The 14,210-nt window shown below is 35.7% G+C and carries 6 protein-coding genes; 5 read left to right on the forward strand and 1 reads right to left on the reverse strand.

Annotation, left to right across the window (positions count from 1 at the left end; all coding sequences use genetic code 11):
* Positions 1–125 precede the first annotated feature (125 nt).
* Both UABAM_RS22940 and UABAM_RS22945 read left to right on the forward strand, forming a co-directional pair.
* On the forward strand, positions 126–2,825 hold the full coding sequence (locus UABAM_RS22940) for a protein kinase domain-containing protein (RefSeq protein ID WP_151970330.1): 2,700 nt from the start codon (positions 126–128) through the stop codon (positions 2,823–2,825).
* 63 nt (positions 2,826–2,888) lie between these two features.
* Positions 2,889–5,357 carry a serine/threonine-protein kinase gene (locus tag UABAM_RS22945; RefSeq protein ID WP_173013513.1) on the forward strand — a complete coding sequence of 823 codons (2,469 nt, stop codon included), beginning with the start codon at positions 2,889–2,891 and terminating at the stop codon, positions 5,355–5,357.
* A 510-nt stretch (positions 5,358–5,867) separates the two neighbouring features.
* Here UABAM_RS22945 and UABAM_RS22950 read toward each other — a convergent pair.
* Positions 5,868–7,019 (reverse strand): peptidase associated/transthyretin-like domain-containing protein, encoded by a 1,152-nt coding sequence (locus tag UABAM_RS22950; protein ID WP_151970332.1) that lies wholly within the window; start codon positions 7,017–7,019, stop codon positions 5,868–5,870.
* Positions 7,020–8,088: 1,069 nt separating this feature from the next.
* Between UABAM_RS22950 and UABAM_RS22955 the strand changes: the two genes are divergently transcribed.
* The 3 genes from UABAM_RS22955 to UABAM_RS22965 are packed head-to-tail and all read left to right on the forward strand — an operon-like array spanning position 8,089 to position 13,786.
* Positions 8,089–9,930, forward strand: a complete 1,842-nt coding sequence (locus UABAM_RS22955; RefSeq protein ID WP_151970333.1) for a DUF4200 domain-containing protein — start codon at positions 8,089–8,091, stop codon at positions 9,928–9,930.
* A gap of 48 nt (positions 9,931–9,978) precedes the next feature.
* The gene (locus UABAM_RS22960) at positions 9,979–11,634 is read left to right on the forward strand and encodes a hypothetical protein (RefSeq protein WP_151970334.1); all 1,656 of its coding nucleotides are present in this window, start codon (positions 9,979–9,981) and stop codon (positions 11,632–11,634) included.
* A 28-nt stretch (positions 11,635–11,662) separates the two neighbouring features.
* Complete coding sequence (locus UABAM_RS22965) at positions 11,663–13,786, forward strand: hypothetical protein (RefSeq protein WP_151970335.1); 2,124 nt, start codon at positions 11,663–11,665, stop codon at positions 13,784–13,786.
* Positions 13,787–14,210: the final 424 nt, after the last annotated feature.

The following is a 14,210-nucleotide window of genomic DNA, read 5'->3' on the forward strand; positions in this document are numbered from 1 at the left end:
TCATTTCAAGTTTCAGAAAAACAATCGATTTGATTATTTATGGTTTTGTTATTTTGTTTTATATCGAAAATGCTTAAAATTGATGTATCTTTACCGATCTATAGACAAATATTTTAGGGGGGATCATGGATAACGATACATTCCGCTCATTATGGTCGAAAATATTAAAACAACATAGTTCACAGAAACAATCGATACGTGACACATATAAATCGAAGGAAATGACATTTTCTCAAGATATCACGCTATTTCCACAACAACAGACTTTTTCTGGTGATGACACAATTCACTCTGGTTCTCCACTAACGAATACATTTTCCAACGACGGGACAATTTATACGAAAAATCGATCACCGGTAGACACATTCTCCGAAGACTCCACTGTTTCGCCTGGAGAGAATTCAGAAAATAATACAAGAGATACTTTTTCTGAAGACGCCACCGTTTCTTCTGAAAACTCGATAGCAGAGGTGACTTCTTCCATTGAGTCGACTCTTCAAAATAAAGAAAGAATCCAAACAACTTTTGACACTGAGAAAGATTATCAAAACTACCAAGAAATCAACCGTGGTGGAATGGGAATTATCTATCGGGCTGAACAAGTAAAGCTAAAGCGAAAAATTGCGATTAAAAAGATCCTCTCACAAGTAGATAAAAATAAATTTCTTGCGGAATCGTTGGTCACTGCTTATTTAGATCATCCCAATATCATTCCCGTTTATGAAATAGATCAAAACAACGATGGGGATATTCTTTTAGCCATGAAGTTAGTCAAAGGTATCTCCTGGAAAAATCTATTGTATCCTGAGACACTAGAACATGAAGATAAAGCGAAAGAATACAATCTGCAAAAACATTTAGAAATTCTAATAAGTGTATGCAATGCTGTCAATTACGCACATAGCAAGGGAATCGTTCACTGCGATTTAAAACCTGACAACATAATGATTGGTGACTTTGGTGAGGTTCTAGTTATGGACTGGGGAATCGCTGTTGATATTCGCGATCGTGTTGATGAGAAGCGCACTTTTCATAAAAATGACATTACTACACCTATGGGAACTCCATGCTACATGTCTCCAGAACTAGCAGAGGGACGTGGCAAAGATATATCATCGGCTACGGATGTCTATTTACTTGGTGGTATTTTATACGAAATATTGCAACGTCGTCCCCCACATGACGGTAAAAGTATGTGGCTAGTTTTATTAGCCGCCAAAGAAGGTAAGCCTGTTTCTTTTAGCGAGAACACGCCTCTTGAACTACGTCAAGTTTGTCATAAAGCAATGGCCCAAAACCACAACGAACGCTATCAAAATGCTATTTTGTTCAAGAAAGCCGTAGAAAATTACTTACAACATCGTGACAGCATTAAAATATCGAACAAAGCACAACAAATTTTAGAAAATTCGCAAAACACTTTGCAGCAGCTAGAACAGATAAAGGACAACCAACAAAGTAGCGATACAAAAACACTCTACGAGAATTTACCACAAGCTATTTTTGGTTTTGACGAAGCTGTCGACTTATGGAGTGGAAACGAGCAAGCCATACACGGAAAACTTCAAGCTCGTTTAACATACGCCAAAGTCGCCTTCATGAATGGAGATTTGACACTAGCTGCTGGCCAATTAGACAAACTTTCATTGTCGCAAATAGAAGACATGGAACATTTTTCCTCAGAAGTGAACGCTTTAGAACAAAAAATTAAATCGGCCAAAAAAAACCGCCACTACTTAGCTCATTTAAACCTGCCCAATGTAGAATATTTAGAACAAGAGTACTCCTCGAAACAAAAAGCAAAAGAGAATTTAAAAAAGGCAGTAAAATCTATGAAAAAAATTCTGCCTTCTGTCCAAACAGCCTATACATCTAGCGGAAAAACTACTCTTCAGAGTGTTATTGCGATGCTTGTTCTCGGAATCCCTGTTGCTTGTTTTTTCAGCTTGATGGGTATTGCAGTAGGAGGTTTTGTTCTTGGTATTGGCAGTCTTTTTTTATATGCAACAAGTTTTTTATTTGGTGTGAGTTCTTGGTACGCTCCGTTTTGTTGGTTTTTGGCAATTCATCTTTGGTTATTCGGAGCACCGTTTTACTACCTGGGATCTTTTATCACACCGATTTTCTTGATAGCTTTTTTTGTAGGTCTTATGATTACCTATTCTGGGTTTAAATGGAAAAACCGCAGTCCTAAAATAGCAGCAATATTCGCATTTTTAGTTGTCATATTGGGTGCTTATGTCGGAAAAAAAATGTTTTTAGAAGCCGTGGCAGAGAAAAATTACCCCTTAAACACTGCTTGGTTAAGTATCTTTTTTACCCCAGAAGCAGGTGATCAATCAGATTTTTTAAATTCAGATATGTTAAACTCTACATTTGCCCTGATGACAGAGGTGTTGTTAATCCTATTAGCATCGGTGGGAGCAGCGATCGCTGCTTTTTTGTATACCAAAAATTTTCGATTTAGTGAAAAATCGCAGCAATTTCTAGAGTGTTATATATCTCCCCCTCTTGCGATTGAAGCTGTATTGGGCATGCTCTCGTCTGTACGTGAAGGTGATTATTCAACGTTATCAACTTTCCTTTCGCACAAAAGAGATAAGAGTCATTTTTGCCAAGTATTTGTCGATGTACTTCCAGATGAAAAGGATAGTGATTATGGCTTTTTAGAAATCTGGTGTTGCTTGCAAGTAAACTGGAAGAAGGAAATACTAAAAGATAAATGGCTATGCTTTTCCGCTCCTGTGACTTCGGAAATATTGGTGCCTTTAATAAAATCCAATACACTAAAAAAAGATACAACGTGGTTTAGATCTTATGGATAAAAATTTCTAAAGATCGCTAAAAACATCGCAACAAGTCTAAATTTTCAAAACATGGAAACAATTATGGATAACGATACTTTTCGCACACTATGGTCAAAAATCCTCACGCAAGATCATTCACAAAATGATTTTAAAGGTACCCAGCTGAAACCCGAAGAGATGACATATTCTCACAATATCACCGTATCTCCACAACAGAATACCTTTTCTGGTAGTGATACTAAATATTTAGATAACTGTTCGCCAACAAGCACATTTTCTGAAGAGTCAACCGTTTCTTTACCGGATAACGACTCTTCTTGTCAAGCGTCAAAACTAAATATAAAAGATGTTGAGGAAAACGCTACTTTTTCGACGAATGAAACAATCGCCCCAGGGAAATCCAAAGTTCAGATAAACTTTACGGCCGAACAAGACTACCAAAACTATGAAGAAATTAATCGCGGTGGTATGGGCATTATTTATAAAGCAGAACAAACAAAACTAAAACGAGAAATTGCGATAAAAAAAACTTTGCCTGGTGCAGACAAAAATAAATTTCTTGCCGAATCTTTAGTAACAGCTTATCTCGAACATCCCAACATTGTCCCCGTACACGAAATCGATCATGCAGAAAGTAACGAAGTTCTCTTAGCAATGAAACTTGTCAAAGGCATCTCATTAAAAGAACTTCTCTACCCAAAAACTCCTGAGCAAAAAAACAAAGCACAAGAGTACGATTTTATCAAATATCTACAAATACTATTTGATGTATGTAACGCTATTGAATATTCCCATAGCAAAGGAATTGTCCATTGCGATTTAAAGCCTGACAATATTATGATTGGAGATTTTGGAGAAGTTCTCGTGATGGATTGGGGCATTGCTATCGATGTTAAAGAAAACCCAGAGCAAAGGCGTACAGTGCATAAGAGTCAAATTACGACTCCTTTGGGAACGCCGTGTTACATGCCCCCTGAATTAGCCGAAGGCCGCGGTAAGGATATATCATACACTACGGATGTTTATCTTATAGGGGGAATATTGTGCGAAATTTTAAATCGCAAACCACTGCATACGGGTGAAAGTATATGGAAAGTTTTGCTGGCTGCCAAAGAGAGTAAAGCTGTTATTTTTGACAAAGATATTCCTCTTGAACTACAACAAATTTGTCATAAGGCTACGGCCAAAGAAAATAAAGACCGTTATCCCAGTGTTTCAGATTTTAAAAAGGAACTCACGAATTACCTTCAGCGTCGTGAAAGTATTGAGATTACCCAACAAGCAGAAAAAATGTTCGTGAACAGTAAACACATTATCCAAGAACAAGGAGATTACAACGATGGAGAATGGTATTCCTTATACGAAAATCTTTCACAATGCATCGCTCTTTTTCACCAAGCGCATAAAAAATGGCCTGACAATCACAAAGCCCTCCAAGGCGAAAAAGAGGCACGTATAGCTTATGCAGATTTCGCATTAATCCAAGGGGATTTGGGAGTAGCGAATACACAAATTAAAAAATTACAACAATTGACTGTTGATACTACAGGTCTCCAAAAAAATTTCCATACCAAAACGCAAACACGTAAACAAGAACAAAGAATTACGTTTTATAGCAAATGGGCTATATTTTTGGTCATAACAGCATTCGTTTTGCCATTTGTAATCTCGAAGTATCAAGCAATATTCTACCCTGAGGATTTCCTTGTAAAATATAGTTTTTTTTCAATATCTGTTAGGTTTTTATTTAGCCTCTTGTGCCTAGTGTCTTTAACTATCTTTTCCATTGTGTATTTTGGTGTATTTTTATCTGGACCAGAATTCATAACCAGAAGAAAAAGTAATCTAGCAAAAGGGAAATACACGAACTTTTTCGAAACACATACCATTCTCTTTAGCTACATTACACTTGCAGCGATTTTAGGCGTTTTGTTATTCTTTGTTTACCAAAATAACCATCCAGTTACTATCGCTTTTCTTCTCTTATTTTCCCACTTCGCAAGGACTCGGAAAAGTGTTGTGGAAAAGAGAAAGAGTTATGTATTCTCTTCACAAGAAAATCAAACCGATATAGATCCTTTTCATCCCCCTTCTGAAGCTATAACCGTAAGACGCAGTGAAAAAGATATAAACGTTCATATAAAAAACAATAAAATTTGGATTCGCGCTAGTATCGGACTACTACTATTTCTTACACCACCGTATTTTATTTATTTTCTTACGGATAGGCTATTCCCGACAAAAAATCTACTCTTTTTTCATTTTTGTTTATTTTCACTACTACTAATATCTTATATATCTACTTCTTTTCTTAGAGAAATTAGCCTTACGAATAAAAGAGTTATTATAAAGCGTGAAATTCTTGGTGGTTTTCAATTGCGACCAATAAAAATACCTTCCGAAAACATTTTAGAAGCAAAGGGGGTAGGAAAAGGCGTGATAATATCTCTCAAAACATCAAAGAAAACTCTCTTTATTCGCACACAGTTTAAGTTTAGTTCATGGCTAGCAAATACCATTAACAACTATTTATTAGATAAATTCTCCTAATAAAATGTCGTATTTAACTTTTTGTAGTACAAAATCACAGAGAGAGATCACAGAGGAAAGTTATAAAAAACAATAGAACCTTTATTCTGTAAAAAATAAATAAGTATCTTCGATATAGTCACTTACGGTATTTAAAGTCTTTTCTATAGAAAATTTCTCTGTGACCTCTCTCTGTGGCTTAAAAACTTGCGTTGTTATTTTGTTATTTTGGTAATCTCCACATCTACGCTTTTGATATGACTAATGAGCTTTTGTATTTGGTCTTGTTGAAAACAAGGTTCAATTTGTTTTAGATAAGAGATAAATAAGCGTTTATGTTCTTCACTACATTTTTTGAGTAGATGTCTATGCTTCGTTATAACATTTTCTATTGTAACTAAAACTTGAGGTAACTTATTTACGGCGATAAGAGAATCTATGTGCTTTATTAGTCTTGGTATCGAAATTTGATTGAATTTACGCAGGTAAACCTCCTGTTGAAAAACAGGTATTTCAACAAAGAAATAGTTATCAAAAACCTTTATTTTTTCGGAGTTTTTTGATAACTATTTCTTTGTAAGTATCAAAAAGTATCCCTCCTTCACGCCGCAGATGATGGTCCTCTATCTTTTTTAAATCCACCTCAAAATCGTAGTGCTCTTTGGCATCTTTTATTTTTACAACAAACGATTGCATTGGCTGCGGAGAGATCGGTACGACTTGACTTCCTTGACCAACAACAAATTCGACTACGGTGTTCATGGTTTCGTGAGACCGAAACTTCAATTGTAGATTTAGTTTTTCTCCCGGTCGAAATGTATCATAGCAAGTGATCGCTTTTTTGGTGCTAGAGTCTATAACACTTACCACCTGCACTTTATCTCGCGCATTTATCTGCAAATCTAAACAGCGTTCGTATGCAATTAAATGGCCTTGTATCACCGCTTTTCTTCCAGGAGCAACATAGAAGTCGATAGGGCCGATGGTTTTATAGTATGGTTGTTCAATGGTAACCTCATATAGACCAGGTCGAATATACGAGCGTTGTAGAAAAAGTGGTACTTGTGTTTTTTTGTCAACGATACTGATTCGGTAAGGCCCTACATCACTAGGCGGAGGAACGTCATGAGTAATTTTACAAGAAAGCTTTACTTGTTTGGTGTATAGTTTTTGCTCAATCGTATGTGGGCGCTCATCTGGCCAAATATGCTGTGTTATTTCGATGGTTCGGTAAGCTGGCTTTTCAATTTTTAACCAATAACTATTGGGTTTTACCATATCACCTGGCTTTATTGTGAGTTCTTGCGTAGGATCATCCACGGGAGACAGTGTAATTTTTATCGGATCTAGCTCCTGCGGTGGTGACAGCTCGTATGTTAGATCGAATAGAATCCTACGTGGCTTAGTTACCAGCTTTTCTTCGATGACAAATACTTCTTTACTCTGGGGAATAGTTACTTTTTTTGTCAACGGAAAGAACCCTGGTTCTGATACGTAAAGTTCGTAATCTCCCGGTGCAAAAGTATGTTCGTTAACGTCTTTTCCATCTAAGGTGGCTATTTCTGGCGAGATGTACTCTCCGTTAGGGAACTCTCCACTAATTTTTAGTTCTATTTCCGATTTTGTTACAGATTGCGAGTATGCGGGAATACAAAGTATTAAACAAAGAATGAGTGTACGCATGTTCTCTCCTTTTATGTGTTGTAAAGTAAAGGCTATGTAAATGCCAATTGATTTCTTTCTTTGTTTATCAATACGACGGAAAGAGAACGCTATAAAAGTTTTTTTACTTACCTTAGAACAAATAGAAAAGTTGCAAGAATGTTGATATCAGAAATTCGGCTGTGACCGAGTTAACTTCTGTCGATATGTTACATAGCAACAAATCTAAATTCTTTTAGGGCTTGGTGTTGGTATTTGGTTTCTTTTTTTGGGTTTGGTGGTTAAGCACAGAGAAAGCGAAATAATAGTTGGTGGCTGTGGAAGAATCTAACGTTTTATTTTTTAACCCACACCATCATGTTTTTTTCATGGGAGGGCTTTTTACTCGTAGGTATCTCTGCGTTTTTGTGGTGCATCACCATATGGGCAGAAAACGAAGTAAAGAGTCGCAAGAAAAAAGGGCTTTCCTGCTCACGAAAAACTGCTCGCAGTTTGAGTAGGAAAATACCAACCTATTCCATATTCAAAGCTCCGGGCGCTATCGAAAAAGTTCAGGGCTAAACTGGTAATAAGTTGGTTAGATTGAGGACTTTCGGGTCCTCTTTTTTTTCCTGTCTTCAATTTAACACACCTTAATGTTTTTTTCTAATTTCTTGTGTTGACGAATTTGATAAGTGATTGTGTTGCTTAACTGCGTTTTAAATAAAACACAAAATAAAAACTCTAGTCTTCTGTTTCTAAGGAGAACTTTACTAAATCAATTCTTGGTGATTGTCTATTTTTCATACCCACAGCATTTTTTTATTTCTTTTTGCCATTTCTGTAGTTCAACACTTATTCCAATAAAACTATTACATAGCTGTAAGGGATAACCTTAGAAATTTAAATTTTTATAAAATTAAAATAACTTTTTCTACGTGTGCCCTAAATATATACATAGATGAAAAATTACAAATAGATATTGGTTTTCTTTCTTTTGGTTTAACTTACGGCATTGATAATTTTCTGGACTACATAAAAACAAAAGATAAACTATAAACTTTTAAGTAAATCAAATACTGAAAGAATTAATAATTATAAGGGCTATTTTATGTCAAAATATATTCTTCTATTGTTGAATTTGGTAGTTTTTGCGACAGCACAAGACTTTACACAAACAATTTATGTCAACTCTGGCGATTCGAGAAAAGCAGCACACTTCCGTACTAACCACTCAGATGGTCCATACATTCAAATAGGGAATGATACCTTTGTACATGAGTTACAAGGTCAAGGTATTCTTTTTTCTGATAAACTGAGAATAGCTGGTAAAACCATCAACTTCACGACTAAGGGAACCACCAGTAGAATGCATTTAAACTTAGATGGTAATGTAGGTATTGGTACAACCAATCCTAAATCGAAATTGCATATTGGAAGTAGTAATCCTAAAATTACCTTTGGTGAACAAAATGGTTATCAGCATGGTAGATATGCCATTGATATGTGGGAGGAAAAGCTAAAAGTTACGGTGCCGGGCCATGGAACATTGATGGAATTCTTTGGTGATTCTTTAAAAAACTCATCTGTTAAAATTGGTACAACGACTTCTCCAACAAAACTAGAAGTAAATGGTAATGTAGGTATTGGTACAACCAATCCTAAATCGAAATTGCATATTGGAAGTAGTAATCCTAAAATTACCTTTGGTGAACAAAATGGTTATCAGCATGGTAGATATGCCATTGATATGTGGGAGGAAAAGCTAAAAGTTACGGTGCCGGGCCATGGAACATTGATGGAATTCTTTGGTGATTCTTTAAAAAACTCATCTGTTAAAATTGGTACAACGACTTCTCCAACAAAACTAGAAGTAAATGGTTCAGCAAAATTTGTAACCTATCCAGAAAACAATGTTGGAATACAATTTGGTCACGATAATGGAAATGCACCTTTTATCGGTAATATCGACGGGGATTATGGCCTAAACATCGTTACCAAAGGAGAAAAAAGAATACATGTTGCTACTGACGGTAATGTTTATATTTATAGTACTCTGAAAACAAATGGAAATGATATATTGTTATACTCAGATAATCATCATGGTATTGGCATTTACTACAAAGAAAAGCCGTTTGCCGATCTTGTGAAAAGTGGACCAGTTGTATATGGTCATACAGGTGGAGGTTTAGGCACTACTACGGGAGAGAAAAAACTTGCTCTGCAATGGAATGAACACCAACAAGTGGGAATAAATTGCGCCCCACAGTCAGATTTTCATCTTGCAGTTAAAGGCAAGGTTAAAGCAGAAGAGATAGAAATTTCAAAAGTTATTGCTACAGGTTTGCAAATAAAAGGAGAGAGCAACTTTAGTGGCACTCTGAAAACAAATGGAAATGATATATTGTTATACTCAGATAATCATCATGGTATTGGCATTTACTACAAAGAAAAGCCATTCGCCAATCTTGCTACGAGTGGACCAGTTGTATATGGCTATTCAGGCGGAGGTTTAGGTACTACTACGAGTGAGAAAAAAATTGCTCTGCAATGGAATCAACACCAACAAGTGGGAATAAATTGTGCGCCTTATGGTGATTACCATCTTGCAGTAAAAGGTAAAGTAATTGCGGAAGAAATTGAAGTTGCACTACGTGCAGATTGGCCAGATTTTGTTTTTGCCGACAATTATGACTTGATATCTTTAGAAGAAGTTGAACAACAAATAAAAAAGAATAAACATCTGCCAGACATCCCTTCTGAAACAGAAGTTAAAAGAAGAGGTATCCAACTAGGTAAGATGCAAGGAAAGTTATTACAAAAAATAGAAGAACTTACTTTGTATACCATCCAGCAAAACAAACAAATCAAATCCCTCAAAACAGAAAAACGCGAAATGCAAGAACGTATCGAAAAGGTAGAAAATTTACTTCGCAGTTTGTTGAAAAAATAAATAAAAGGCAGGTTTACTGCCTTTTTTTATTCTTTGAAGGATAAAGGTATGAAAATATTATTAACTCTTTTTTTATTACCCGTATTTCTACTTTCTGACTACTATGGCCCTACAAAAACTGTCTATAAAAAAATTCCTACAGAAATGTACTTGGGCGGAAAAATGTTTGGTGTAGAACATAAGGAGAGAGTCGTTACTAGAAAAAGAATACGGCTAAATCCAGGATTTAAAATATCGAAATTTCACGCTCATGTTTCACAAAATATACCAACAGGAATTTCTATTAGCGGACCGAGTGCTTTATATGAAAATAGAGATGGAAAATATAAAGTAACAGCACATTTCGCAAATACAGCACCAAAAGATATATCTAATTCTTGCAAATGGATTGTTTCACACAAGAAATATGGTGATATTAATGTAGGTAATTTTAAAGCTAAAGCAGTTCCATATGATGTAGATATGGATATTATAGCTAGTCTTAGTATAGAAACAGTTACATTTGAAATTTCATTTCCAATAAAAATTCTAAAGCTTGGTATTACTTCCATTCAGGCAGGAATAGATGAAGATCGCGCAGATGCTATTGCTAAAGCGACAGCAAACAGCCACACTTGGATTGAAGTAAGAAACGCAAATGGTTTTACGAGCGGTTCTGGAGGAGATACTGATTATATTGATTTAGGAATCAAATTGGAAGCGATCTCTCCAGAGAAGAGAATCACGGGTATTGCTATAGTCGCAGGTGGTGAAGGTACTCCAATTCCTCATGGATACAAAGCTATTGTTGATTTAAACAAAAGTTGTGGTGATGGAACGGCCTATGTTTATCTCTGCGTAAAAACCGGAGGAAACAGTCCCATTGAAGCTTTAATTGCCGCGAAAGATGCCACTACAATACCAGAATCAGGATATACAAGGATAAATCTCAGTACAAATTTTGGATGCCATCGTCAGATAAATGATGATTTGCATCATGGAGATGACATCTTTATTTTCGTAAAAGGTGGTAACGAAATACTTGCTATCCCCTATGGGAATGATGAGGATTACTTGCATAAACGAATTGATGGATATGTTAATCAAAAGTTGGCAATCTTGAAATCTGAAATCGAAAAAGCGAAAGAAAAAGCAAAAGTAATCCAGAGAGAACTTCAAAAAATAGAAACAGCTATTAACAATGCAGTCGACTACTCAACTAATAAATGGGACAAGCGCGCTAAAATTGAGAAAGATGGACACAAGGTAGCATGGGGACGAGAAATTACAGAAACAGATTTAGCAGAGATATTAGTAGCTATAGGCATTGATGTTTCAGGAGGGGGCGGTAGTGCAACTCTTACGAAACTGGAAGAAATTGGTATTGAATCCTTTGAAAAAATTACCGCAAATACTATTGATACATTTTCATTGTATTTAGAAGAAACGGCGCGACAAATTGCAAACGAAATACATGATGATGTTAGCAATTTAATTTTTGATGTTATGAAGAAATTTTTTGAAGCATTAGTCGCAGGGGAAGACCCACATGATGTCATCAAAGAGCATGTAGAGGGAAAAATAAGGTCATATGGAAGTATCCGTATTGATATTAGAGCTGGTGTTGCTTCCTATTCTGGTTCGAATAAACTTTTTGGGCAAACAATTTCAAAAACGTTTTCGTGGCAGCCTTACATTGCTATTCTTGTTTATAGAGAAAAGTAGGTATTTTTGAATACAGTATGAGGATTATATGAATAAAAAATATTTTATTTTATTATTTCTTGTGATAAGTTTTTTAACCGCGCAAGAAAAAAAGCTATATCTGGATTGTAATCTTGAAACAGGGAAATCTTTAGAGACAGGTGCGGTACACAGATCACTAAACAGTATTTACACAACTCAAAATTTAGGAAGTACAAAAACAGAGTTAATCGCAAAAAATAGGATTATTCTAAAGCCTGGATTTAAATCTAAAAGGACAAAAATATCTGTTGATAAAACAAACATTGAAAGAATAACCATTGTTGGTCCTGATGCGTTTTACGAAAACGAACAACCTCAATTTGATGCTTATGCTTCTTTTTCCGAAACTGAACCTTGTCTCTACAAGGTAACAGATAAATGTCTGTGGAAAGTTACACCTAGTGGACATGGGAAATTTGAAAATGATCCAAATGTCCAAATGAGTAACTTTTTCAAAACACTATCTACAGATACTAGAGACTTAGAGCTAAATATAACGGCGAATTTTGCGGGTACAGATATTACAGTTCAAAAGAGTATAACCGTCTACAGAGAAGGAATAGTAGACTTCACTGTGAAGTGGGATGGCAAGGAGATTCCTGAAGGATACAAAAGTACAAAGGATCTTAACTTAGGTGCTGGCGGGGAATATATTTATTTGTGCTATAAAGTTGGAACTCCAAAAGATCCTAATGACAGAATTACTGGATTATTTTTGGTAGCTGGTCCCGAAAAAGTTTCTGTTCCTCCCGGATATACTTTTATGGGGCATGACCTCAATGCTGCTTCAGGTGGGGCATACATATATATGGCCTACAAACGAGGGGGGTATCAACCTGTTCAGGATATAAAAGTTTTGATTCGCCATGAAGACACCCCAGAAGGATACGAAAAAATAGACCTCGATTTAAACTGGTCGGTAGGCGGCGAATATCTATATTTCGCTGTAAAAGGCGGAGAGGAAATAGCTTACCGAATTGTTGGCGAAAAAAGTGACTACCAAGAAAAATCTGATTGGGAGACTTTCACCAGTTGGGTTGATGAAAAAGGGGAACACATAGGAAATTTTGTAAAAGCTACTTTTGATATTAGAAGGCATCTCAAAGTTACGAATGATTATCTTGGTGATCGCAGTAAAGTTTTAAGTAAGTATATTGATAATCGCTTTCAAACTTTAGATGACGGCATACGCTCAGAACTCAAAAACGCAGGAGAATATCTCGATAATAGAATTCGAGCGGTCAAGAATTTTGACATTGAAAACTACGACCCTCAAAAAGAGTGGGAAAATGGAATGAAGTTTCTTCGGCGTCGCAGGCAAACTTTGAAAAAAGCTATACAAGTAGAGTTTGGTAGGCTAGAAGCAACTCTTTTAAAAAAACTGTTAAACGCCTTAATGGATGAAAGAGTGAGCATACCAAAAGATTTGCAACAAGATACAGATAGCCAAGGAAAAATGCTAGGTGGTCATATAATCTACTATGTTAATGGTGTTTTGACTACTAAAACAAAAGCTCAAATTTCTATGAGAAAACTTGCTGATTCGTTACAGCATCCTATTAACGTAATTTACAACCAATCCCAAGAAGATCCGAAGGGATATAATACAGGAAATAAATTTTATGCACTAGATTTTACAGAAACCTTAAGCGATTTAGCTTGGTATAATCTAAACTTATTTGAAAAACTTACTGTGAGTATTACTGATCTTGATCTGAGAAAAGCACCAGATAAAATTTATGTAAGTAATTATTGTACTAGACGCGTAGCTAGGTTAATGTATGAAAAAGCGAAACAAAGTGAACCAATGACAATTATAAGCCACTCTCAAGGGTGTGCAATAGTTCGTAATGCGTGTTTTATAATGCAAATTTTAGGCTACAGGCCTTGGGTAAAAAAGCACTTACGCTGGGTCGCAGTAGGCTCTCCTGTAAATGAAAATCTCAACCATCCACGACCACCGAAAGATGTTCGCTACTACCGTTTAGTCGATAATGATGATCCGGTTGTTAATTTTGTGGGGAAGAGTGGACCTCCCAGTTTCGATCTAGATGCTCATGATTTTAATGAAACATACCTACCTAGATTAAAAGGCATTATGAAAAAATTGGGTATGATTAACACAAAATAACTCCATCTTTGGTTAATGTTGATAATTTCAAAGTAAGCCTAGCTAAATTAGGCTTACTTTAGTTGACGCCAGCTTTTGAATACCTGTTACAAATAAGTTCTAGCCAACTGCGTCTCTATTAGTTTTATCTGTTGTTGATCAACACAATTTTGAAAATACACCCTCACCTTCTGCTTTTCTCCTATCAAATTGAAATATTGGATAACGTATCAGTTTGTTTAGAGTTTCTTTTACTCTCGTACTATATCTTCCTTCTGTTAATTCTACTCTTTAGCTAATTACTGCAACTCCTGCTCTGTGCTTTCATTTTTTTCTTTATGAAACATGACCACCAAATCCGTTAGAGTCAGGATATTTTTCATTTATTTAATTATTTAGCGTTTTTTGTTATTTTGTTTTCCAAAAAATGCTTAAAATTGATGTA

The organism is Candidatus Uabimicrobium amorphum, assembly GCF_009002475.1.
Classification (GTDB): Bacteria; Planctomycetota; Uabimicrobiia; order Uabimicrobiales; family Uabimicrobiaceae; genus Uabimicrobium; species Uabimicrobium amorphum.